22 protein-coding genes are annotated in these 25,137 nt (G+C 44.6%); 12 read left to right on the top strand and 10 right to left on the bottom strand.

All coding sequences use genetic code 11. The features are described from left to right. Positions 1-36: 36 nt before the first annotated feature. Both B3V56_RS10335 and B3V56_RS10330 read right to left on the bottom strand, forming a co-directional pair. Positions 37-660 (bottom strand): DUF6988 family protein, encoded by a 624-nt coding sequence (locus B3V56_RS10335; RefSeq protein ID WP_289284253.1) that lies wholly within the window; start codon positions 658-660, stop codon positions 37-39. Positions 661-723: 63 nt separating this feature from the next. After that, complete coding sequence (locus B3V56_RS10330) at positions 724-1,188, bottom strand: hypothetical protein (RefSeq protein ID WP_289282339.1); 465 nt, start codon at positions 1,186-1,188, stop codon at positions 724-726. Between the two features lie 606 nt (positions 1,189-1,794). Between B3V56_RS10330 and B3V56_RS10325 the strand changes: the two genes are divergently transcribed. From B3V56_RS10325 to dbpA, 6 genes are all read left to right on the top strand, one after another. Then, positions 1,795-2,583 (top strand): TOBE domain-containing protein, encoded by a 789-nt coding sequence (locus tag B3V56_RS10325; RefSeq protein ID WP_289282338.1) that lies wholly within the window; start codon positions 1,795-1,797, stop codon positions 2,581-2,583. A 15-nt stretch (positions 2,584-2,598) separates the two neighbouring features. Then, complete coding sequence (gene modA / locus B3V56_RS10320) at positions 2,599-3,354, top strand: molybdate ABC transporter substrate-binding protein (RefSeq protein ID WP_289282337.1); 756 nt, start codon at positions 2,599-2,601, stop codon at positions 3,352-3,354. 22 nt (positions 3,355-3,376) lie between these two features. Beyond that, on the top strand, positions 3,377-4,054 hold the full coding sequence (modB, locus tag B3V56_RS10315) for a molybdate ABC transporter permease subunit (RefSeq protein WP_289284252.1): 678 nt from the start codon (positions 3,377-3,379) through the stop codon (positions 4,052-4,054). Beyond that, positions 4,051-5,127, top strand: a complete 1,077-nt coding sequence (gene modC, locus B3V56_RS10310; RefSeq protein WP_289282335.1) for a molybdenum ABC transporter ATP-binding protein — start codon at positions 4,051-4,053, stop codon at positions 5,125-5,127. Before modB ends, modC begins: the two co-directional genes overlap by 4 nt. A gap of 178 nt (positions 5,128-5,305) precedes the next feature. Next, the gene (gene draG / locus B3V56_RS10305) at positions 5,306-6,220 is read left to right on the top strand and encodes an ADP-ribosyl-[dinitrogen reductase] hydrolase (protein WP_289282334.1); all 915 of its coding nucleotides are present in this window, start codon (positions 5,306-5,308) and stop codon (positions 6,218-6,220) included. A gap of 208 nt (positions 6,221-6,428) precedes the next feature. Continuing rightward, positions 6,429-7,811 carry an ATP-dependent RNA helicase DbpA gene (dbpA, locus tag B3V56_RS10300; protein ID WP_289282333.1) on the top strand — a complete coding sequence of 461 codons (1,383 nt, stop codon included), beginning with the start codon at positions 6,429-6,431 and terminating at the stop codon, positions 7,809-7,811. Here dbpA and B3V56_RS10295 read toward each other — a convergent pair. Both B3V56_RS10295 and B3V56_RS10290 read right to left on the bottom strand, forming a co-directional pair. Next, positions 7,808-8,497 carry a class I SAM-dependent methyltransferase gene (locus B3V56_RS10295; RefSeq protein ID WP_289282332.1) on the bottom strand — a complete coding sequence of 230 codons (690 nt, stop codon included), beginning with the start codon at positions 8,495-8,497 and terminating at the stop codon, positions 7,808-7,810. The two genes, dbpA and B3V56_RS10295, sit on opposite strands and share 4 nt — an antisense overlap. Positions 8,498-8,602: 105 nt before the next feature. After that, positions 8,603-10,357 carry a pyrroloquinoline quinone-dependent dehydrogenase gene (locus tag B3V56_RS10290; RefSeq protein WP_289284251.1) on the bottom strand — a complete coding sequence of 585 codons (1,755 nt, stop codon included), beginning with the start codon at positions 10,355-10,357 and terminating at the stop codon, positions 8,603-8,605. Between the two features lie 105 nt (positions 10,358-10,462). Here B3V56_RS10290 and B3V56_RS10285 point away from each other — a divergent pair, with 105 nt between their 5' ends. Continuing rightward, positions 10,463-10,849, top strand: a complete 387-nt coding sequence (locus B3V56_RS10285) for an acyl-CoA thioesterase (RefSeq protein WP_289282329.1) — start codon at positions 10,463-10,465, stop codon at positions 10,847-10,849. 63 nt (positions 10,850-10,912) lie between these two features. Here the strand turns inward: B3V56_RS10285 and B3V56_RS10280 are convergent, their stop codons facing one another. The 5 genes from B3V56_RS10280 to B3V56_RS10260 are packed head-to-tail and all read right to left on the bottom strand — an operon-like array spanning position 10,913 to position 16,927. Beyond that, complete coding sequence (locus B3V56_RS10280; protein WP_289243807.1) at positions 10,913-11,167, bottom strand: formate dehydrogenase subunit delta; 255 nt, start codon at positions 11,165-11,167, stop codon at positions 10,913-10,915. A gap of 13 nt (positions 11,168-11,180) precedes the next feature. Beyond that, on the bottom strand, positions 11,181-12,011 hold the full coding sequence (gene fdhD, locus B3V56_RS10275) for a formate dehydrogenase accessory sulfurtransferase FdhD (protein WP_289282328.1): 831 nt from the start codon (positions 12,009-12,011) through the stop codon (positions 11,181-11,183). Continuing rightward, positions 12,011-14,884, bottom strand: coding sequence for a formate dehydrogenase subunit alpha (fdhF, locus tag B3V56_RS10270; protein ID WP_289282327.1), 2,874 nt, complete (start codon positions 14,882-14,884; stop codon positions 12,011-12,013). The genes fdhD and fdhF overlap by 1 nt, the downstream gene beginning before the upstream one ends. 10 nt (positions 14,885-14,894) lie before the next feature. Further along, entirely contained in the window at positions 14,895-16,436 is a 1,542-nt protein-coding gene (locus B3V56_RS10265) for a formate dehydrogenase beta subunit (protein WP_289284250.1), read from the bottom strand. Then, positions 16,436-16,927, bottom strand: coding sequence for a formate dehydrogenase subunit gamma (locus B3V56_RS10260; RefSeq protein ID WP_289243811.1), 492 nt, complete (start codon positions 16,925-16,927; stop codon positions 16,436-16,438). The genes B3V56_RS10265 and B3V56_RS10260 overlap by 1 nt, the downstream gene beginning before the upstream one ends. A gap of 497 nt (positions 16,928-17,424) precedes the next feature. On the opposite strand from B3V56_RS10260, the gene dmeF reads away from it, so the two are divergent. The 5 genes from dmeF to galU all read left to right on the top strand — a co-directional run bounded on the left by dmeF (position 17,425) and on the right by galU (position 24,152). Beyond that, a complete protein-coding gene (dmeF, locus tag B3V56_RS10255; RefSeq protein ID WP_289282325.1) occupies positions 17,425-18,360 on the top strand; it encodes a CDF family Co(II)/Ni(II) efflux transporter DmeF in 936 nt (311 codons plus the stop codon). A gap of 120 nt (positions 18,361-18,480) precedes the next feature. After that, entirely contained in the window at positions 18,481-20,253 is a 1,773-nt protein-coding gene (locus B3V56_RS10250) for an HAD-IIB family hydrolase (RefSeq protein ID WP_289284249.1), read from the top strand. Further along, on the top strand, positions 20,246-21,469 hold the full coding sequence (locus B3V56_RS10245; RefSeq protein WP_289243813.1) for a glycosyl transferase: 1,224 nt from the start codon (positions 20,246-20,248) through the stop codon (positions 21,467-21,469). The genes B3V56_RS10250 and B3V56_RS10245 overlap by 8 nt, the downstream gene beginning before the upstream one ends. Positions 21,470-21,481: 12 nt before the next feature. Continuing rightward, complete coding sequence (locus B3V56_RS10240; RefSeq protein ID WP_289284248.1) at positions 21,482-23,236, top strand: sugar phosphorylase; 1,755 nt, start codon at positions 21,482-21,484, stop codon at positions 23,234-23,236. 61 nt (positions 23,237-23,297) lie between these two features. Then, positions 23,298-24,152 (top strand): UTP--glucose-1-phosphate uridylyltransferase GalU, encoded by an 855-nt coding sequence (gene galU, locus B3V56_RS10235; RefSeq protein WP_289243815.1) that lies wholly within the window; start codon positions 23,298-23,300, stop codon positions 24,150-24,152. Between the two features lie 44 nt (positions 24,153-24,196). Here galU and B3V56_RS10230 read toward each other — a convergent pair whose 3' ends face one another. Then, a complete protein-coding gene (locus B3V56_RS10230) occupies positions 24,197-25,111 on the bottom strand; it encodes a DNA polymerase Y family protein (RefSeq protein WP_289282322.1) in 915 nt (304 codons plus the stop codon). Positions 25,112-25,137: the final 26 nt, after the last annotated feature.

Raw genomic sequence — 25,137 nt, 5'->3', positions numbered from 1 at the left:
TGTAGTAGACGTCGCCGTGACTGGCATGGTTAGGTGTCAGATCGGGGGCGGCATACACGCAGGATGCCTCCCAGCGATGTCTAGGATAGTTCGCTGTAACGGTTGTTGACCTGAAAGCACTACAGCTTGCATGCATGACATAACAGCTAATCCATTGGTATTGCGCAAAACATCATGCAACAACCTGAGAGGGTACCCTTCATGATGCCTTCTGATCGGATGTATTCCTGCATGAGCATATGAATTAAGCGCTTTCCATGAATTGTCCTTGAAACGGATAAGCGCATCATATGCATGTTGAGGCCCGCTTTTTTCCAGAGCCTGCATCATCTGGGCGATTTGCGGCATATTCTTTGCCGCTTGCTCTGATTCTATTGACAGATCTGCAGTCAATTTCGATATTTGTTCACTCGAAGCAACATATGTAAGCCAAATCGAGCGAGTGAGCGCTTCAAATTGCGCACGGTGAACCACGAGAGCAGACGGCAAAAGGCTTGCTCGAAGCAGAGCTCTTGCAGAGTGCCAATGTTCCAGTGAAAGGGAACAGGCAACGTCACTGGTGCTAATTCTTGATGAACTATCAAAGAGCGGTAAATCAATTACTTTTTGCAGCTTTCCGGCAAGGCTATCGGATTCATCAAAAATTTCGGTTGCGCTCATTGTCTATATTGCACCTAACGCCTAAAACAGCGGCGCGTTTACGCGTCCGCCTGCTTTTTATTGTTAGGCATTTTTTCCATCGAGCTTAGCCATAAACCATTTTGCTAATGATGGGCCATGCGTGTCATAGAGCCGACCAACTTTTGACGATACCCACCTGATAAGTAGGAACGAGACGAAAGAACCGACAAGTATTATAGGGAAGTTGAAATTATAGTGATCTGGGTTTCTCGCAATGTGAATAAGAGACCCAATACCAAGACCACCAAGAGCGCCGCCTAACATAAGCGAAAATAGCCCGAGGGCCCCATAGATGGCACCAGATACCCACCCTATAGCTCCGAACACCAAGAAGAATAATATGCCTAGCCCTGCGCCGGCTGCACCTCCGCCTAGAATATCGGCAAATATTTGTAGAAACGACTTTTTCTCTACACCAAAAAAAAGTATCAACTGAAGGCAGACCCAAGAGGACGCACAACCAGCAGACCAGACAACAATTTTTCGTGCTACTTGGAATTTTTCCACGATGCTCTCCTGTATGCCTAACAGTGTCTTTTATGAAGCCTGTGGCTTCATAATAAATATTAAAGAAGTCACTTCATAATTCCATTTTAAAATTGCTAAGCATTTGATTAAAAAAGAAACGGCGATTAATTTTTTTGAGGAATAGAGCCATATTTTGATTCTCTTGGAAATGAATACGTCTCTGAGAAAAAGCGATATTCATATTGAATGTTCCATTTCTATATTCCTTTAAGCCCTTTACGAGCTGAGATTTAAATCGCAGTGCAATCAATTGATATTAGGTCAATATTTCATAGTTTTTATTGCTAAGCAACACTCATAAGCATTGGATGATAAAAATCTGGTGCTAACTCGCTTAAGCTAAGCAATAATCATTTTTTCAAACACTTCAAATTCCATCTATTGATGGAAGGCTTCCGGCTCTAGCGTGCTGATAATGTATCTGTCATCACTCTGTGCACTATTGCAGATAACCACCTAATTTTTAGTTCTCTCATTTTTGAACCGATCACAAATCACGTGACGCATCAAAGCTGAGATTGTAGTGTTTCGCGCACCGATATATAGTTATACCTACTATCGGTATTTAGAGACAGTAAAAACCATATGCCTGAACAACATGCAGACACCACATCGGCTTTATTCAGTCGTGGTCGTAAATACGATCATATGGCTTTGTTGGAGCAGATTGATGCCACAGGCTCGATTCGCGCCGCAGCAACAACCTTAGGTATGACCTATAAAACGGCATGGGATGCGGTCGAAGCCATTAACAATATGACCGAGAGCCCTTTGGTAGAACGACGTAAAGGTGGTCGTGATGGGGGTGGAGCCAGGTTGACTGATCATGGCCGTCGATTGGTCAGCACGTATCGTCGGCTAGATGAAGAACGTGAGCGTGTTCTACAGCAATTAAATAACGTGGTAGATGACTTTGATGCCTATTATCAGCTCATCAGGAGATTTGATTTGAAAACCAGTGCCCGCAATCAGTTTCTTGGCAAAGTGAAAACGATCAAGCAAGGTGAAATTTCAAACGAAGTGATTTTGGATATCGGCGGTGAAGATGAAATTGTCGCCAACATCACATCGGATAGTCTTGAGCATCTTGAGCTGAAACAAGGTACAGAAGCCTACGCGATGATTAAGGCTTCGTGGGTGATTCTGACCTTAGACCATCAGCTAAAAACCAGTGCCCGCAATAAGCTCACTGGCAAAGTCGCACGCTGCCATGAAGGCGCTATCAATACAGAAGTGATTATTGAACTCAATGGTGGCAAAACACTGGCAGCCACCATCACCAATGACAGCGCTCAAGAGTTGGACCTTAAACCTGACACGCAAGTCACGGCGTTAATTAAAGCGTCCAACGTGATCCTTGCCGTGGCGAATTAAAACTGAGACTTCACAATGACGACATTACAAAAACTGCTCACCGCCCTTTTCTGTTTATTTACCATCAGCAACGTTCAAGCTCAAACCGTGATGGTGGCAGTCGCGGCCAATTTCACCGAACCGATGCAGGACATTGCGGCTGCCTTTGATAAGGAGACCGATAATAACACGGTGCTGTCATTTGCCTCATCCGGTAAGTTTTTTGCCCAGATAAAAAATGGTGCACCTTTTGATGTGTTTCTTTCCGCCGATGCAGCTAAACCTCTCGCACTTGAACAAGATGGACTCAGCGTTAAAGACAGCCGTTTTACCTATGCTCAGGGCGGATTGATTTTATGGTCCCCCAAAGTCGGTTTTGTGGATAGCCAAAGTCCAGATGTGTTGAGGACAGGTCAGTTTAAACATTTGTCTTTAGCTAATCCTAAGCTTGCGCCCTATGGCAAAGCAGCAGTTGAGACATTAAATAATCTGGGTATTTATGACGATGTCGCCAACAAAATCGTGATGGGAGAAAACATTGCACAGGCGTATCAATTTGTTGCTACGCATAATGCCCAACTAGGTTTTGTGGCTTTATCGCAGGTTATGAAACAAGGCAAGCTAAGTTCAGGTTCGGGTTGGATTGTGCCTAAAGACCTCTACTCACCTATTCGTCAGGATGCGGTATTACTCAAAAAAGCAGAACACAATGATGCGGCAAAAGCATTGCTCGACTACCTTAAATCTGAGAAAGCCCTGGCGATTATCGAATCCTATGGTTATTCACATTGAGCATGGATTAATGTAAAGCATCATGTTTAGCGACGCGAATCTAGCTGCCATCTTACTCACAGCAAAACTGGCCAGTATTGTGACCATTTTGCTGTTATTGATCAGCACACCTATTGCGTGGTGGTTAGCTCGTACCCGTTGTCGTGCCAAAGTCGCTATCGAGGCATTGGTAGCAATGCCGATTGTATTACCGCCATCGGTTATTGGCTTTTATTTATTAGTGGCGATGGGGCCTGAAGGGCCGGTGGGGCAATTGACTCAGGCACTTGGTTTGGGCACCTTGCCTTTTACCTTTAGCGGGTTGGTGATTGCGTCTATTTTTTATTCCCTGCCTTTTGTTGTGCAACCGATACAGCTGGCCTTTGAAAATATCAATGAGCATTATCTGGAAGCCGCTGCCACATTGGGCGCTAGTCCACTGGATAGATTTCTCACTATTGCCTTGCCGCTTGCACTCCCTGGATTCTTAACAGGCGGCATTCTGGGCTTTGCTCATACTGTCGGTGAGTTTGGCGTGGTGTTAATGATTGGTGGCAATATTCCTGACGTGACGCGGGTTGTGTCTGTGCAGATTTATGACTACGTCGAGGCCTTAGAATATGACCAGGCTTGGGAGCTATCGGCGATTATGATTGTGTTTTCGTTTATTACCTTGTTATTGCTGTATCTGTTTAACCCCAATAAAAGAAAACTCGCATGAGCAAGTCTGGCATCGAAACCCGCTTTTATCTTCAGCATCCCGGCTTTACGCTGGATGTTGACTTGAGCATACCCGCTCAGGGTGTCACTGCTTTGTTTGGTCCGTCGGGTTCGGGTAAATCCACCATTTTGCGTTGTATGGCGGGGCTGGAAAAAGCCAAAGGCAAGTTCGTGTTTAATAGCGATGTCTGGCAGGATGACAACACCTTTGTCCCATCCCACCAGCGCCCAATTGCTTATGTGTTTCAGGAGTCGGCCTTATTCCCTCATCTGACTGTGATGGCCAATTTGAATTATGCTTTTAAACGCAGAAAACAAAGCAATACCGATTTTCCACTCGATAAAACCATCGACTTGTTAGGGATTGAGCATTTACTTGATCGCAAACCAGCCAAACTCTCTGGCGGTGAAAAACAACGGGTCGCCATTGCCCGAAGTCTGGCAGTGAACCCAAAACTATTATTAATGGATGAACCTCTAGCCGCTCTCGATGTAGCCAGAAAACGTGAGTTTTTGCCCTTCTTAGAAAAGCTGCATGACACCTTAAAAATGCCGGTGATTTATGTCAGCCACTCGCCCACAGAAGTCGCACGATTAGCCGATCATATTGTGTTACTGAAAGATGGCCAGGTTGAGGCTTCCGGTGCGCTCAATCACACCCTTTCACGGCTGGATTTATCGTCACAACTGGATGAGCAGGCCAGTGTGATTATTGAAGCTAAGATTGAGCAGATCCAGAGCGAATGGCATCTTGCAGAAGCCGCGTTTGATGGCGGCAAGATGTGGGTCAGAGATATGACCTTTGTTATCGGTAGTCAGGTGCGTCTGCAAGTACAGGCTAGGGATGTCAGTCTCACCTTGTCTCCTGATGAAGAATCCAGTATTGCCAATACCTTACGTGCTCGTATTGAAGAAGTCAGCCAAGGTGATCACCCCGCCATTTTATTGGTTCGACTCAAGGTAGGTGCGAACTATTTACTGTGTCGTCTTACCTCACGTTCGTTTCATCACCTTGGTGTCTCTGTCGGTGATGAGATTTGGGCACAGATTAAATCTGCTGCCATTATTGAATAAACATACTGCTCTTCTGGCTATTCAGCCCTTTTCACTTAAATAAATATCATTCGTTTTACACCATTCATGATCAGGATCAATGTGACGGTGGATGCTCAGTTTTATCATTGCCGACAGCTTTTCGGAACACATAAATGTTCACACCTACTCGACAATGGATAATTGAGGCTCAATAGCAATGAACTCAGATACAACCATAACCGCATCCTCTCTCTACGAAAGAGCCTTAGGCGCCTATCTTGGTTTTGCCTGCGGTGATGCGCTGGGTGCCACCTTAGAATTTATGACCCCGGAACAAATTCACGAAACTTACGGCCTTCATAAAGATATTACCGGTGGTGGTTGGTTAGGTTTACCACAGGGTCATGTGACGGATGCCACCGAGATGACACTCACTCTCAGTCAGGCCATTATTGATGCTCAAGGTTGGGATATTAAAGTCGCCGCTGATTACTTTGTGGTCTGGCTGAGTAAACATCCAACTGATATCAGCGAGGCGGTACTGCGCGGTATCCGTCGTTATAAAAATACCGGTGACTTGATGGCACCTTATGATGATCACGATGCGGGTAATGGTGCCTGTAGCCGTATTTTGCCTCTGGCTTTGATTTGTCTATATCAGGATGAGGCGTTTGAAAGCTGGCTGTGTGAACAAAATCATTTTACTCATCACAATAGCCTTTCTGACCAAGCCAGTCAGATGTTGGGCTATTTGGTAAAACACTTAATTCGCCAAGAAACTGATTTGGCTGAAGAAAAGATTGCTGAATTCATTGAAAAAGAGCCCCAGTTTGCTTTCTCACCTTATCCTGGTCATAGCTCTGGCTATATCGTGGATACGATACAAACCGTACTGCACTTTTTTCATACGACCGATAATCTCGAAGACTGTGTGATCAAGACCGTCAATATGGGAGGAGATGCTACTACTGTCGGTGCTCTAGCAGGTATGTTGGCCGGTGCCAAATATCGTGTTAATGCTATTCCCGAGCGATGGTTAAAACAGCTTGATCCAGTTGTTTATCAGCAGATCAAACAGCAAACAAACACGTTAGTCTCATTAGCAGAAAAACTTGCCGAACACAGTCAGTAAACTATTTCTGCTATGACGAAAAAGTGTTATATCGCTTTGCTAAGGCGAGCAAGGTATAATTCTGTACTATATTCAAAGGACTATAGCTCTCTGAGTTTATCTCTCTCCCATTAAGAAGTTCAGTCTTGATTGCGGAACCACGCTAAGTCTTATTTTCATATCCGCTGAACAGCCATCACGCATGCACGTGATTATTAATTGAGTTCCTATGTCAGATACTGCTTTTTCGTCCCTCCCCTTATCTCAGCAACAACTGGATGCATTAACCTCATTAGGTTATGACAGCATGACAGCCATTCAGGCAGAAACATTACCCTGGTTATTAAAAGGCCGGGATGTGGTCGCTCAAGCGAAAACTGGCAGTGGTAAAACAGCAGCGTTTGGTATCAGCGTATTAAATAGCATCAATCCGCGTTTCTTTGGGGTGCAGGCATTGATATTAAGCCCAACCCGTGAGCTGGCAGAACAAATCACCAGCGAGTTAAGAAAACTCGCACGCTTTATGCCGAATATTAAAGTAACGACTTTATGCGGTGGTAAACCTATCGGGCCACAGATTGCGTCATTAGAGCATGGTTCACATATCGTGGTCGGCACGCCAGGTCGAGTGAATGATTTACATACCAAAAACTGCCTAAAGTTAGATCAGCTAAAAGTACTGGTTCTCGATGAAGCGGATCGTATGTTGGATATGGGCTTTGCAGAAGTCATTCACCACATCATTGATCAAACGCCCACATCACGTCAGACCGCCCTGTTCTCTGCCACCTATCCGGATACGATTCAGCAGATGAGTGAATCCATCCAAACGTCACCAGTATCAGTAAAGGTTGTCTCTGAACACAAGCAAGACGTTATTGAACAGCTGTTTTTTGATGTTGATAAACATGCACGTGATGAGACGCTAATCAAGCTGATTCAACACTACAAACCGAGTAATGCCGTTATCTTCTGTCATACCAAAAAGCAGTGTGATGAAGTGGCTCAGTGGTTATCCAGTCAACAAATACAAGCGGCAGCCATCCATGGTGATCTTGAACAACGGGATCGTGATCAGGCATTGATTCGCTTTGCTAATAACAGTTGCCCGGTATTGGTGGCGACGGATGTTGCGGCCAGAGGTCTGGATATCGCCGCTCTGGAAATGGTGATTAACTACGAACTTCCACGCGATCCGGAAGTATATGTGCATCGTATTGGCCGTACGGGTCGTGCCGGTGAAAAAGGCATGGCAATGAGTATTGTCACACCCGCTGATGCGCCACGTGTTGTCGCCATCGAAAACTATAGGTCCGAACCAGTGAATTACGGCAACATATCAAAACTCAAGCCAGACTCAGGCTTCACACTACAAGGCAAAATGACCACCATCCAGCTGGATAGTGGTCGTAAAAATAAAATTCGTCCGGGTGATATTTTAGGTGCTTTAACCGGTGATGCCGGTTTAAATGGTCAGCAAATAGGCAAAATTGATATTCGCGATATGTCCAGCTACGTTGCCGTTGAACAAAGTGCCCTTAGACAAGCCATGAATTACTTAGCTAAAGGCAAAGTGAAAGGCCGCTCTGTTCGCGCCAGACAAATTCGTTAAGCTAATACAGAGTCTTGCTTCTCAAGTACATAAGTACGCCACATTGCATATTTAGGTAAAAAGTCGATGGCAGCTTTTATCTCAAAGCCACTTTGTCTGAATTCATTTTCAATGGTTTGCTGATTAATCACAAAGCGGTTTTGGTAATCGCGTGCGTGGCGTTTTTTCTCTAATTTTTTACGACGCCAGGCTTTAAAGTTGCCATCCACCCAAAGCGAGATAATCACGGTTTTTTGCGTGACCCGGTGAAACTCTTTTAGCAATGCCAGTCGATCTTGTGCATCACCAATGTGATGAATAAGACGAATACAGAAAATATTTTCTACGAAATTATCAGGCACATCTAAACTAAATGCCGATGATTGGAAGGTTTCGACCCGATCGGTAATGGCTTTATCACGATAGCGCATGCCAGTATTGATCATATGCTGGCTGTAATCACTAGCAAAAATCTGGCGTTGTGGCTGTTCGCACAATAAAGACCAGAAACGTCCCGTACCACAAGGTACGTCTAATACAGTCTGGGGGTCACCAGCTAAGCTCAGGGCTTTTCTGGCCACTTGGTGATCACGCCAATTAGATAATTGACGCCATAAACCATCCTGATGTTTTTCAAAGTACGCTCTCGCGTGTGTATCATCGTATTTACCTGAAAACTCAAGGTCTGTTTTCGACTCTGTTGTCATCTCATCACCTACGTCATGTGGAATGAGATGGAGTATGGTGAACAAGTCTTAAAAAAGACTTAACCGTTTTTTAATATTACTGCGAGCTGTTAACTCGCTGACACACTAATTCTTTAAAGCCCATACTTTCATATAATCACCCGTTGTATATCCGAATAATTTATTGCCACCGCTGGCCACGGCAATATACTGCTTGCCATCAATCTCATAACTGATGGGTGGCGCGTTCACGCCGGCTTCGGAGTGACCTTGCCATAAGAGTTCACCTGAGACGGCATCAAAGGCTAATAACCGACCATCGCCTTCACCAGTAAAAACGAGACCGGCAGCCGTGCTGAGCACACCACCTAATAATGGATTTGGTGTTTTGTGCTGCCACACAATTTGGCCAGTATTGATATCCATGGCCGTTAATAGGCCATAGTGCTCAACATCATTCATAGGCGACATAGACGAATATTTGACCCCAGATTCACCATCGCTAGCATCCATTTGATGCAAGCGATAACTTATGGGCCAGTGAATACCAGCGATAAAAGCGAGTCCACGTTGTTGGTCAACCGAAACAGGTGACCAATTCGAGCCACCAAGCACACCTGGGTAGATAACCGTACCCTCTTCACTAGGCAGTTTGAACATATTCTGCTGCGGTACATAAGCTTCGCTTCTGAATAACAGCTTGCCGGTATTGCGGTTCAACACATAAAACCAGCCAGTTTTTCCCGCCTGACCCAACGCTTTAATCTGTTTGCCCCCCTTGTCTACAGTCAATAATACCGGAGGACTGGCCACATCATATCCCCATAGATCATGGGGGACTTGTTGAAAATACCATTTCACTTTACCTGTCATGGCATCTAAGGCGACGATAGAGGATGTGTAGAGATTATCTCCAGGTCGTGATGAATCTTCCATCTGTGGGGATGGATTACCGGTGCCAAAAAACAGCGTATCCGTATCGACATCTATGGCTGGCGTGCTCCAGGCAGAACCACCACCATAACGCCACGCATCTGGATGTGCTGCCAGCATGGCTTTTTCTTTGTTGATATCTCTGGGTAAGGTTTCTCCTGCAGGCGTGGTAGTAACAAACTCCCCTTCCCAATTGCGTTCGGGAATAGTATCGAACTGCCACAAAGGACTTCCGGTATCAGCATCATAGGCGGCGAGAAATCCTCTGCGTCCATACTCACCAGCAATGCCTACCACAGCACCTAAAGGTGCATTAACGTCTGGCGAGTCAATATGTAAGCCATAACCGACACCTGTTATTCCAATAATGACCTGGCCTTTGTACACCATGGGTGCCATGTTGATACCGGCACCAGACTTACCCGATACTGTGCCTTTAGTCTCATCTCCCAGCGTATTGATATCTTCCTGAATGCCACTCTCGCCCATCGTGACATCTCTGTCCCAGGCAAGCTTGCCAGTTTGGCGATCTAGCGCAATTAATCGACCATCTACTGTGCCCATATAAACATAAGACTCATCAACAGCAACACCACGGTTAGCGGGACCACAACACATTTCCCGCGATGTGATTCGCTCATGATGGTAACGCCATATTTGTTGTCCGGTTTTGGCATCTAATGCCACCACATCATTAAAAGGTAAGGACAAATACATCACCTTATCTTTGACAATCGGCGTTGCCTGAAAAGTGGCTTTAACACCACTTTGATATTGCCATGCTGGTTGTAAATTCTGGATCGTATCTTGATTGATTTGTGTGAGCGGTGAATGTCTTTGATGCCATTGATTACCACCAAACACTGGCCATTGATTATCTTCAGCATGAGCTTGGACAGCTACTAAACTGAAAATAACGACGATACAAAGCTGTCTTAATTTCATCATCCGCTCCATTTACTATGCTAAGTAAAAGTCACTATACATGAGAAGTCCTTGTATTTTTATTATAACAACACTCAATAAAAATCATTTTTCGTTTAAGGATTGGCAATGGAATTACCACAAGATAAACATGCAGTTTTACGGATTATGGCCAAGCCCAGTGATGTGAATATCGCTGGTGATATTTTTGGTGGTTGGTTAATGTCGCAATGTGATATCGCCGGAGGGATTTACGCTCATCGAATTGCCGGCGGCCGAGTTGTGACTGTCGCCGTCAATAATTTTCAGTTTATTGCGCCTGTGCTAGTTGCTGATATTGTCAGTATTTATGTGGATACCATGCGTATTGGCACATCTTCTATTACGGTGAAGGTGACAGTATTAATTGAACGTCGTGATGGAAAAAAAGAAACAACAATGAAGGTGGCGGAAGCTGACATTGTCTATGTGCATATTGATGAAAACCGCCAGCCAGCCGCTATTACACAGGAATAAGAGCGCTACATAAAATATAAGGCCTTAACGGCCTTATATTGATGTTTAAGATGATAAGTTCAATCAGACAGCTTGCTTGGTAGCAGCGGCTTGTTGCATACCACTTTTCACCTGCTCTGCCGCGTCTTTCGCGATGGGATCAAGCTCAGTGCCACCGGCATCCAGATATTCCACTAAATCTTCTTTCATTTTTCTGGCCCAAAAGCGTTTGATATGACTGGCAACACGTTCTGCTGCCTCTTTGTCTTCATAAGCGCGATTGTTTGCCGCGATTTGGTTAATCATTTTGATCAAAGTTTCAACCGGACTATGACTCATTTTGTTACTTTCCTTACATTGCCCTGCGGGCTGTTTCGTGATCATGTTGAGTAAACGGATCGTGATAAATGACATGACGACCAGAACGGGCAAAGCCAACCAGTTTCAAACCAACCTGCTGGGCTTGCTCAATTGCAAGTGAAGTTGGTGCCGAGACCGCTACCAGACAACCAAAACCGGCACTGGCTGCTTTTTGCACCATCTCATAGCTGGCACGACTGGTGACCAATACAAAGCCTTCATGTGGTGATAAGCCGGCTTTAACATGTGCACCGATTAATTTATCCAGTGCATTGTGTCGGCCGACATCTTCTCTTGTCAGTATGATATTACCTTCAAGATCACACCAGGCAGCAGCATGAGTTGCCCCTGTCACTTGTTGCAGCTGTTGATGTTGTTTGATGTTATTCAATCCAATCTGAATCACATCATCTGAAACTTGCACCGACTGAACAGGCTGGATCGGTCGGATAGCTTGTTTGAGTGATTCAACACCACATAAACCACAGCCGGTTCGGCCGACTAAGCTGCGTCGACGTTCACGTAAAGCATCAAACTTTTCATCATCAATCATCAAACGAACGCTGATGCCATTACTGTTTGACTGCACATGAATATGGCTGACCTGTTCGGCGTTATCCACAATATCCTCGGTCAAACTAAACCCCAGAGCAAAATCAGCTAAATCGGACGGTGTCGCCATCATCACCGCATGAGAGATCGTGTTGTAAACCAGAGCAACAGGTGTTTCAACAGCAATATCGTCATGCTGATATTGGGTAGCCGATTCATCTTTATGAACGGCTACCTCAACATCAACTGTCGTTTTATCAACGCCTGTCATTACTCAGCTTCTACCTCTGAATGAGCGGTGTCTGCCCCTTTCAGTAGTTTCATCTGCAACGCTTCAAATGATTTGAAGTTTTGCTGCCACTCTGAAGGTTGGCTGACTCTCTCAACCTGAACAGCTGTCACTTTATATTCAGGACAGTTCGTCGCCCAGTCAGAGTTGTCAGTGGTAATGACGTTGGCACCACTTCCAGGATGATGGAATGTGGTGTACACGACGCCCGGTAGGACTTTATCGGTAATGCGAGCACGCAGTACCGTTTGTCCGGCCCGGCTGGTGATACCCAACCAATCGTTTTCCTTAATACCACGTAACTCAGCATCAGATGGATGAATATCTAACACATCCTCATCATGCCAGGCCTGATTCTCTGTACGACGCGTTTGAGCGCCTACATTGTATTGAGACAAGATACGGCCTGTGGTCAGTAATAATGGGAAACGACTGTTAGTACGTTCATCCGTTGCTACATACTCTGTAACACTGAAACGACCTTTACCAATCGGGAAGTCATCCACATGCATGGTTGGCATGCCAACTGGATTTTCATCATTACATGGCCATTGAATACTGCCCAACTCGTCAAGACGATCATAGTTCACACCGGTAAAGGTCGGTGTCAGCGAGGCAATTTCATCCATAATTTCTGATGGATGGTTGTAATGCATTGGATAACCGAGAGCATTCGATAAATCGACTGTGATTTCCCAGTCTTCCTTACCGGCTAATGCTGGCATCACTTTACGTACTCGGTTGATACGACGCTCCGCGTTAGTGAATGTACCGTTTTTCTCCAGGAATGAAGACCCCGGCAATAACACATGAGCGAACTTGGCTGTTTCATTCAGGAACAGATCTTGAACAATCAAGCACTCTAAAGAACGCAAGGCTTTTTCAACATGTTGCGTGCCAGGATCAGACTGAGCAATATCCTCACCCTGAACATATAAAGCTTTAAATTCGCCAGCAATGGCTGAATCAAACATGTTTGGAATACGCAGGCCTGGCTCATTATCCAGTTTCACACCCCAGACTGATTCGAAGTGTGTGCGTGCTGTGTCATCTGAAACGTGCTGATAACCTGGCAGCTCATGTGGGAACGAGCCCATATCACATGAACCTTGCACATTATTCTGACCACGTAATGGGTTAACACCCACACCTTCACGACCGATATTACCCGTTGCCATGGCGAGGTTAGCAATACCCATGACCATGGTTGAACCTTGGCTATGTTCGGTAACACCAAGACCGTAGTAAATCGCACCGTTCTTCGCTGTCGCGTAAGTTCTGGCCGCTTGACGCACTTTGTCTGCCGCAACACCTGTTGTTGCTTCAACCGCTTCAGGTGAATGACGTTCATCACGAATGAACTCACGCCATTTTTCATAGCTTTCCATATCACAACGTTTTTCAACAAACGCTCTGTCTTCCAGTCCTTCGGTCACCACAACGTGGGCAATAGCATTGACCAATGCCACATTAGAACCAGGACGTAAGGCTAAATGCTGTGCTTTTTTCAGATGTGGTGTTTTTAGCAGATCAATATGACGTGGATCGGCCACGATCAGATCAGCCCCTTCACGCAGACGACGACGCATTAAAGAACCAAACACCGGATGCGCATCTGTTGGGTTAGCACCGATAACCATGATGACATCAGATTTCATCACAGAATCGAAGTTCTGCGTACCCGCAGATTCACCCATGGTGACTTTCAAACCATAACCAGTTGGTGAATGACATACGCGTGCACAGGTATCCGTGTTGTTATTACCAAACGCCGCACGAACTAATTTTTGAACCAGATAACTTTCTTCATTAGTACAACGTGATGAGGTAATACCCCCGACACTTTCACGACCATATTTCGCTTGAATATCTTTTAAACGCGTTGCTGCAAAGTTAATCGCTTCTTCCCAGCTGACTTCCTGCCAAGGCTCTGTGATTGACTCACGAATCATTGGCGCTTTAATGCGGTCTTTATGTGTCGCATAACCAAAGGCAAAACGGCCTTTCACACAAGAGTGACCATGGTTCGCATCACCGCCTTTATAAGGCACCATGCGAACAACCTGATCGCCTTTCATTTCTGCTTTGAATGAGCAACCGACACCGCAATAGGCACATGTAGTGACAACACTGTGTTCAGGTTGCCCCATTTCGATGATACTTTTCTCCATCAGGGTGGACGTTGGGCATGCCTGTACACAGGCACCACAAGACACACACTCTGAATCCATAAAGTCTTCATCTTGACCCGCAGCCACTTTCGAATCAAAACCACGACCATCAATGGTTAAAGCGAAGGTGCCCTGTACTTCTTCACAGGCACGTACACAACGCGAACAAACGATACATTTGCTTGGGTCAAAACTAAAATACGGATTGGAATTGTCTTTTTCACTATCGAGATGGTTTTCACCCTGATAGCCATAACGCACTTCACGCAGCCCTACATCGCCAGCCATGTCCTGTAGTTCACAGTTACCGTTGGCAGGGCAAGTCAAACAATCCAGAGGATGGTCCGAGATGTACAGCTCCATCACATTTCTGCGTAATTTCGCTAACTTGCTGTTTTGCGTGGTGACTTTCATACCTTCATCAACAGTTGTTGTACATGAAGCTGGGTAACCACGTCGCCCTTCAATTTGAACAGCACATAAACGACAGGAACCAAAGGATTCCAGATTGTCGGTGGCACATAATTTTGGAATATTGATATTCGCTAATGAGGCGGCACGCATCACTGACGTTCCTTCTGGAACCGTGATTTCCACGCCATCAATTTCTACTGTTACTAAGGTCTCCGATACACGAGCTGGTGTACCGTAGTCTTTATTTGGATTAAATGTTTCAATTCTCATGTCGTCACTCCTAGCGCGCTGCGCTGAGTTCTTCTGGGAAATATTTCATCACGCTCTGGACAGGGAATGGTGTCATTCCTCCCATAGCGCAAAGAGAGCCGTCTATCATGGTTTCGCATAGGTCTTCGAGTAAGACCCAATTCGCGTTAGCATTTTCACCACTACGTATGCGGTCAATCACTTCTACACCACGTGTGGAGCCGATTCGACATGGCGTACATTTGCCACAAGACTCGACTTTACAAAATTCCATTGAAAAACGAGCTTGTTCTCCCATATCCACGGTTTCGTCAAACATCACGACACCACCATGTCCTAATACGGCACCAACGGCAGCGAACTCTTCATAATCAACAGGTGTATCCCATTGGCTTGCTGGTAGATAAGCGCCTAATGGCCCACCGACTTGAACCGCTTTCAATGGTTTACCGGTCAGCGTACCACCGCCAAAATCTTCCATTAATTCACGCAGACTGATACCGAAAGCCAGTTCAACCAGCCCTCCTTGTTTTACATTACCTGCCAGTTGCAAAGGTAATGTGCCGCGAGAGCGTCCCATGCCATAGTCAGCATAAGACTGACCACCTTTATCCAAAATGTAAGGCACAGCAGCAAATGAAAGTACGTTATTCACTACTGTCGGTTGTCCGAATAGACCGACAATTGCTGGCAATGGTGGCTTGGCTCTGACTAGACCACGTTTGCCTTCGAGGCTGTCTAATAAAGAAGTCTCTTCACCACAGATATAAGCGCCTGCACCCAGTCGCACCTCTAAATCAAATCGTTTGCCCGAGCCGAGAATGTCTTCACCCAGATATCCGGCTTTATAAGCGCGTTCGATCGCCTCGTTCAGTAACTTATGGGCTACTGGGTATTCTGAACGAAGATAGATGTAACCCTGTGTTGCGTGTACCGCCAGACCAGAAATGGTCATGCCTTCAATGAGCATGAAAGGATCGCATTCCATCACCAGACGATCGGCAAAGGTGCCCGAGTCACCTTCATCGGCGTTACAGACAATATATTTTTGTTCAGATGGGGTATCTAAAACGGTTTGCCACTTAATCCCTGTAGGGAAAGCGGCACCACCACGACCACGCAGGCCTGAGGTTTTAACTTCATCAACAATATTCTGAGGTTGCATTGCGATGGCATTTTTTAGACCGTTAAAACCATCCAGAGCAATGTAGTCTTCGATGGAAATGGGATCGGTAATGCCAGAACGGGCAAAGGTCAGTCTTTGTTGTTTTTTAAGGAAGGGATGCTCTTCAACCAGACCGATGCAACTCTCGTGCTGTTGATTACCATCGAGCATGCCAGTATCAAATAAGGCTGATACTTGCTGAGCACTAACTGCACCATAACCAACCCGGCCTTGTGCAGTATCTACTTCAACAAGCGGTTCAAGCCAGAGCATGCCACGGCTGCCATTTCGAACAATTGTCGCGTCCAGGCCGCGTTGTTCAATTTCTTGCTGAACAGCTTCAGCTATTTGTTCGGCTCCCAAGGAGAGTGCGGTTGTGTCGCAAGGGATATAAATACGCTGACTCATTAGCCGACCTCCTTCATATCTTGCTGATGGGAAGCCACTAGTTCATCAAAACGATCCAGGCTGACACGACCATGAATATCATCATCAATTCTTATAGATGGGCCGGTAGCACAGTTACCTAAACAATATACTGGCTCTAATGAGAACTGTCTGTTCGCCGTAGTTTGGTGGTAATCAATACCAAGGGATTGTTTGGCATGTGCTTCCAGGGACCGACACCCCATCGCCTGACAGGCCTCGGCACGACATATTTCTATTGTATGTTTGCCAGGAGGTGTCGTTCTGAAGTGGTGATAAAAACTGATCACCCCATGAACTTCTGCACGTGTTTGCAATAAGGACTCAGCAATTTGCGCAACAGCCTTTTCAGGGATATAACCAATTTCATTCTGAATGGCATGCAAGATGGGTAGCATCGCACCAGGCTTGTGCTTAAGCCCATCAATGATTCGCTGAATAGACTGCTCCGTCCATTCTTTTCCAACTGTCATTTTTTTCTCTCTCCGTTATCTGAAATATGCACAAACACACATATTTAAATTATCTTATTTTTATTATTGACAAGACATTAGCATAGAGATTGCACGATAAAAATATGCATTTTGAGTCATATTTAAAAACTGTGAATCACCTTTTGTTTTTTATAAGAATATGACCAGAACAAAGGCATAAAATTTCTTTATTTCTTGCCAAGGCCGAATTAAGTGCAAATAGCCAATTGTTTGCACCAAGGATGTGCATAGATGACATCCACAAACCCCCAAAAATATATAAGCTACTGATTATTATTAATAATAAAATCTGGCACACTTGATGCTTTATATTAATTACAAACAACATTTCAGCTGCATTTTGTTTGTATTTCTCTCTTGTCTACGTGCTGAGCCTTGGGGTGAACAAATGTTCACCCCTTTTTTTTGGGCTCATTTTCTCTCATCAGTTCTGTTAGCATAGCGGACAATTCATCAAAAATTGCCCTCAGATTTCTATGCACCAGCGCACAATTGAAGAACTTCAGCAAGATCATGACTTTGTCACGATAAATCCACATGCTGAAAAACGCACACGCTATGTTCTTGCTCTCACGATCATCACCATGCTCGTGGAAATTATTGCAGGCACACTTTTTGGCTCTATGGCCTTACTAGCTGATGGCTGGCATATGGCCACACATGCCGTGGCCTTTCTCATTACCTTGTTTGCTTATTCTTACGCATCGAAAAACAAAACGAATGCTGCATTTGCTTTTGGTACAGGAAAAGTCAGTGTATTGGGCGGCTTTGCCAGCGCTATTGCTCTAGGCGTCGTCGCTTTGATGATGTTAATAGAATCAGTAGAACGATTAGTCAATCCGCATCAAATCGAATTCAGTGCAGCAATCCTTGTCGCCATCATAGGTCTTATCGTTAACCTCATCAGCGCTTTAATACTGAAAGATAATCACGCGCACAGTCATAGCCACGCAAGTCATCACCATCACCACCATGATCACAATTTAAAAGCCGCTTATATGCACGTTTTAGCAGATGCGCTAACGTCCATTTTGGCCATCATCGCGCTTATTGGTGCAATGCTTCTTAATTGGATGTGGCTGGATGCCTTAATGGGCATTGTCGGTGCTGTCATCATCAGTGTCTGGGCTGTTGGTTTAATCAAAGAGACCAGTCCGATATTACTGGATGGCAGCATTGATCAGGGCTACAGTCAGGCTATTCAGGATTGTATAGAGAATGATGCGGACAATCATATTGTCGATTTCCACATCTGGCATGTGAGTGCTGAGCATTTTGCTGCCATTATCTCTATTGCGACATCTGAGCCCAAACCCACGCAGCATTACAAATCACTACTGAATGAATTTGATCGTTTGTCACACATTACGATTGAAGTGAATCAATACCATCAAAAAAGTGATGATCACTAACCGCTGATTTGCGGTACTTTTCCACAAAAAAAGCAGTATGTTCCTCGTTTTTTGAATTGGCGGTATGAATACTGCATCAGGCTATCTATCACCCGTTAATGACAGCCGAGAGATATGGATATGCTGAACATCGACATCAGCGACTTTCTTCAAAAACATAGATTACCTGATAGTTATCAGGCGCTTGCAGAACAATGGTATTTACCTGTTCTTGAAGAAATATCGATGCACCATAAAAGTGCAAAAAGGACGATCACTGTAGGTATTAATGGTGCACAAGGTTCAGGAAAAAGTACGCTGGCCCAACTTGCTGTTTATATCCTTAGAGAACACTACTCACTCAATGTAGTGTCTTTATCACTAGATGATTTTTATTTCACTCGTCAAGAAAGAATACAGCTAGGCCGGGGTATTCATCCTCTACTAACCACTCGTGGTGTACCAGGCACACATGATATTGCTCTTGCTAGAAAAACAATCAGTCAGCTCATAAACCAACAATTTCCAGTCAACATTCCTCGATTTAATAAAGCTGAAGACGACCGGGCCCCTGCTGAGTCAGAAGAAATCATTACTCAAGCTGTTGATATCATCATCTTTGAAGGTTGGTGCCTGGGAGCCGAAGCACAGGATGATCGTCTACTTAAAGCGCCCATTAATGATTTGGAAGAGTTCGAAGATGACTCACAAGTCTGGCGACGTTATGTGAATGAGCAATTAGCCAGGTTTTACCCAAAACTGTTTGAACTGATTGATATCTGGATCATGCTCAAAGCCCCTTCTTTTGACTGTGTCTATCAGTGGCGGCTTGAGCAAGAAAACAAATTAAAATCAAGCTTGTCTGAGCAGCAGACAAGCACACAAATTATGGATGAGAAAGCGGTCGGACGCTTTATCAAATATTATCAACGTATTACCGAAAATACACTCAACACGTTGCCAAACAAAGTGAACTATTTATTCGAACTTGATGAAAATCGCCAAATCACCCAACTCACTCAACCGCTACCAACCAAACTAAGCAGCAATGCGCTCCATCAATGGTTAGTATTTACCGATATGGATGGCACTCTGCTTGATCATCATAATTATCATTTTGATGAAGCCATACCGACACTCGCAGCACTTGAGCAGAATCAGATTCCCGTTATACCTGTTACCAGTAAAACAGCGGCTGAAGTGGAGCTAATAAGAGATAGTCTTGGCAACCATCACCCTTTTATTGTGGAGAATGGTGCGGCTGTCTATATTCCAGAAGGTTACTTTGACCAGCAACCAGAAGATACTGAAAAACGAGGGAAATATTGGGTTAAAAGTTTTGTTCAGCCTCGACAACATTGGCAGTCATTGATTGACCAGGTTCGTCCTGCTTATCAGCATGAATTTAAAACATTCGCAGATGCAGGTATTGATGGCATTATTGCGATGACAGGTCTGAATGTGCATGCAGCTGCCTGTGCTGCAAGACGCGAGTTTGGCGAACCTGTGTCATGGCATGGCAACGGCAATCTCAAACACCAGTTTATAACTGAGCTGACAGCACTTGGTGCCAATATTCTTGAAGGCGGACGGTTTATCCATGTTTCGGGCCAATGTGATAAAGGTCAGGCCCTCGCCTGGTTAACCGAGGTTTACCAACAAACCCAACCACAGCAAATCATTCAGACACTGGGAATAGGTGACAGTCAAAATGATAAAGCGATGCTAGAGCAAGTCGATTACGCTTTGCTTATTCGCTCACCTGTTCATGGTCTACCAGACATAGATAGAACAGATAACTTAACTGTGTCCACTTTTTTCGGCCCTAAAGGTTGGGCTGAAGGTGTCACTCAAATCATCGATGCAAAGCAGCATTCCGATTCATTTAACTTACCCCGAGGCAATCATGGCTGATTTTCACCAGAATGGGATTATTACTACTCTTCATAACTTAACAGATCGCCACTTAGCTGATCTCGAAAGCGATCTTGTTCAATTTAGCAAACAAAGGCCTATGGGATTACTGCTCCCTTCCCTTTTTTCAGAGCTCGAAGGTGAGGCGCTCCCTAATATTATTCAGCAGCTTAAAACGGTTCCTTACTTATCTGAAATTGTTATTGGTCTGGATCGCGCGGATGAAGACCAATATCGTCATGCCATTAACTTCTTTTCGGCCTTGCCACAGCACCATCGTATTTTATGGAATGATGGGCCGAGACTCACCGCGATTGACGAAGAACTGCAATCGCTGGGGCTCGCGCCAAAAGAAAAAGGTAAAGGTCGTAATGTCTGGTATTGCATGGGCTATATCATTGCCTCTGGAAAAGCGGAATCAATTGCCCTGCATGATTGCGACATAGTGACTTACACCAGTGATTTACTCGCACGCTTAATTTACCCTGTCGCTAACCCGATGTTTAATTATGAGTTTTGTAAAGGTTATTACGCTCGCGTGGCCAGTGGAAAGCTAAATGGCCGTGTGAATCGTTTACTTGTCACGCCACTTATCCGCGCATTGAAGATGGTCGTCGGTAACCAGCCTTATCTGGAATATATGGATAGCTTCCGATACCCGCTAGCCGGTGAGTTTTCATTCAGACGCGATGTATTATCTGATATTCGCATCCCGAGTGACTGGGGTCTGGAAATCGGTGTGCTATCAGAGATGCATCGTAACTATGCCAATAATCGACTCTGTCAGGTGGATGTAGCCCAAGTTTATGATCATAAGCACCAAGAATTATCACCGGATGATCAGCAGGCCGGTTTATCCAAAATGTCGATCGACATTGCCAAATCTCTATTTAGAAAACTAGCCACGAAAGGTACGGTATTCACGCCTGAATCATTCCGAACACTAAAAGCGACTTATTACCGTATCGCACTCGATTTTGTGGAAACCTACCACAATGATGCAGTGATGAACGGCCTGCATTTCGACATTCATCAGGAAGAAGAGTCTGTTGAAATGTTTGCTAAAAACATCATGGATGCAGGTCAAATGTTCCTGGAGAATCCGATGGAAGTCCCCTTCACGCCAAGCTGGAGCCGAGTACAGAGTGCACTGCCGGATATTTTTGAACGAATTTATGATGCTGTTGAAGCTGACTATCAGGATTTTTCTGCATAAGGGATACCAAAAATGACACCCAATGATGAGCAACTTCAACGATTAAAAGAGACAGTTCTCCATCATCTCAACGCTATTTATTCTGAGACCTCTGGTGATTTTTCGCTAGACACCTTATGCGATGACATTATCCGCATCATGCGGTTAGATCAGGATTTCAAAGAAAGCATTGCGCATAAAAATAACTGGGATCAAACGGATATTGTTCTGATTACCTACGGTAATAGTGTAAAAAAAGAAGGTGAAGCACCTTTAAAAACGCTGCATCGTTTTCTTAATAATGAAATCAGTGGTTATATAAATGGTGTCCATATCTTGCCATTTTTCCCATATTGCTCAGATGATGGCTTTGCCGTCATGGATTATTATGAAGTTAATAAAGCACTGGGAGATTGGGAGGACATTGAAGCCATTGCCAGTGATTATCGTCTGATGGCTGATCTTGTTATCAATCATGGCTCCAGCAGCGGCACTTGGTTTAAGAACTTTATTAAAGGTGATGGTCCAGGTCATGACTATTTTTTCACCACGTCACCAAGCACGCCCATCAGTCAGGTAGTCAGACCGAGAACCAGCCCCCTGCTCCGTGAAACAGACACTCATGATGGTACTCAATATGTCTGGTGCACTTTCAGTCATACTCAGGTGGATTTTGATTTCCGTAACCCTGAAGTGTTAAAAGAATTTATTAATATCGTTCGCTTTTATCTGGATAAAGGGGTGCATATTTTCCGGCTGGATGCGGTGGCTTTCTTGTGGAAAAAAATCGGCACAAACTGCCTCAATCTTCCAGAAACACACGAAGTAGTCAGGTTGATGCGAAGTTTGATTCAACACGTGGATCCAAATGCCATCATTATCACTGAAACCAATATCCCAAACAGGGAAAACCTGAGTTATTTTGGTAATGCTAATGAAGCTCACTGTATCTACAATTTTTCGCTGCCGCCTCTTTTGGTCAATACGCTAGTCACTGGAGACTGTTTTTATTTAAAACAGTGGTTGATGAGCATGCCGCCAGCACAACATGGGACAGCATACTTTAACTTTATTGCTTCGCATGATGGCATAGGCCTGAGGCCGGCTGAAGGCTTATTAAGTGAAGCTGAGATTGCTTCTTTAATCAGTACTATGCAGCAATTTGGTGGGCGTATTTCCTGGCGGGAAGGCGAAAATGGTGTGAAAAAACCTTATGAAATCAATATCTCACTGTTTGATGCACTTCAAGGCACAACATCGGGTAAAGATGAGTGGAATATTGACCGTTTTATCTGTGCTCACGCCATCATGCTGGCTTTAGAAGGTATTCCTGGCATTTATATTCATAGCTTGCTCGCTACCAGTAATGATTTAGAAAAGCTGGAACACACGGAACAAAACCGTTCGATTAATCGTCATGAATGGGATGAAGCTTCCTTGATGAGCGAATTATCAACGCCATCATCTCAACATGCACAAGTTTCAGAATTACTTAAGAAGCTGATACATCTAAGAAAACAACAGCGGGCTTTTCATCCGAATGCCACTCAGTTTACACTGCACCTTGGTGAAAAACTGTTTGGGTTCTGGCGACAAAGTATGGACAGGAGACAAAGTATCTTCTGCATTTACAATATCAGCGATACCGAACAACCACTTCGTATTGCCAACCTCAATCTGGTTGTTACAGACCGATGGTGGGACCTGATAAGTGGTGTTATTCTAGATGGTTCATCTGACATGATTACAGTTGCGCCATACCAAGTACTATGGATTACAAATGGCTAAGGTATTGTCATCAGACTTTCATACCATTTAGCTAAGCTATATAAAAAATAAGGAATAATGAATGCAATCAGTAAAAAAAATTCGTAAATGTCTTTTCCCTGTAGCTGGTTATGGCACGCGATTCCTGCCAGCCACCAAAGCCATGCCTAAAGAGATGTTACCTGTCGTTAACAAGCCTCTTATTCAATATGGTGTCGAAGAAGCCATTGAAGCTGGCGTCACTGAAGTAGGTTTCATCACTGGTCGAGGTAAACGTGCAATTGCTGATCATTTCGACACCAGTTACGAATTAGAACACCAAATCCGTGGTACCAGTAAAGAGAAGCATCTGGAAGATATTCGTGAAGTGATGGATACCTGTAACTTCATCTTTATGAGACAGCGTGAAATGCTTGGCTTAGGCCATGCGATTTTGACAGGTCAACCCATCATTGGTGATGAACCATTTGCCGTTATCCTGGCTGACGACTTGTGCGCTCGTACAGATGAAGATGTAAGCAAACGTGCATTAGGCCAATTGGTTGAAGTCTACGAAAAATATAACTGTAGTGTTATTGCTATTGAAGAAGTACCCGGCGATAACATCAGCAGCTACGGTGTCATCTCTGGCCGTGAAATCGAAGATGGTCTATTTGAAGTCGATGACATGGTAGAAAAACCAAAACCTGAAGATGCGCCAAGTCAGCTAGGTATTATTGGTCGTTACGTATTAACGCCTGATATCTTTGAATACATTGAAAAAACAGCGCCTGGTGCCAATGGTGAAGTACAAATCACTGATGCTATCCGTACTCTGGCAAAAGAAAAACGCGTTTTGGCACTCAAATTTAAAGGTCACCGTTTTGACTGCGGTAGTATTGATGGCTTTGTTGAAGCGACCAACTACTACTACCAGCGTGATCATGCTAAAAAGTAAACACTGATTCGCTCTTCAAAAAGCCGGCTTCCCCGCCGGCTTTTTTATATGGTTTTTCGATGGCCTTTGGGTTTCCAAGCGGGTGCAATAACATTGGGCATAGTAGACTTCTGTAAGAGTCTGGCAGGCGCCAAAGTCAGCTCACCATACCGGTAATTGACTTTATCAACGGTCTGGTTGATATGTTCTCTTTGTATATCAGGTTGCTCGAATAAATCTAATTGTTTTCCTTGTTGAGGTGATAAGGCTGTCACCTGTACCTGCCAAACACCTTGTCCCGCCCAATAAAAATCAACAAACGCTTTACATAACTGATAAATGACGTGTCCATCATCGGTATAGATACCTGCATGGGCTTTGGTTTTAAGCCATCCGCGCTCTGTTTTTAAACCAATAAAAAAACACTCAGCCTGATAATGAAAACAACGCATCCTGGCTGCCACTTTCTCTGCCATATGCTGTAAATAGATCAAGACCGTATTTTTTTGATGGGTGCCAGGCGGGAGTACCTTGCCATGACCAATGGTTTTAGGTGCTTTCACATTAAACGTCAGGCGCTCCGGATCTTGTCCTTGTGCCATGAGCCATATACGCCGACCTAAATGACCAAACCGTTTTGATAACAGGCTCATCGGTATGTTTTTCATTTCACCACAGCGTTCCACTCCATAATGCGCTAAAAAACGACCAATCCCCTTATTAATCCCACTCAGCGCCGTGACAGGTTCGGGAGCCAGCACGTCAGCAGCCTCTTCCGGATGAATCACGGTCATGCCATCAGGCTTTTCCTTTTTGGCAGCGAATTTAGCTGTAGTTTTGTCTCCACTCACTCCAACAGAACAGCGTAAACCTGAAACCTGCCAGACTCTTCTCTTAATGAGATAAGCAATATTCATTGCGCCTTTGTATAAAGTCTGACAACGCGTCAAATCCAAAAAAGCTTCGTCTACGCTGAACACTTCCTGTAGTGGTCAACTAATTCCGG

The sequence above is a fragment of the Methylophaga sp. UBA2513 genome (assembly GCF_002341285.1).
Taxonomy (GTDB): Bacteria; Pseudomonadota; Gammaproteobacteria; order Nitrosococcales; family Methylophagaceae; genus Methylophaga; species Methylophaga marina.
This window is presented reverse-complemented; position numbering and strand designations above follow the sequence as displayed.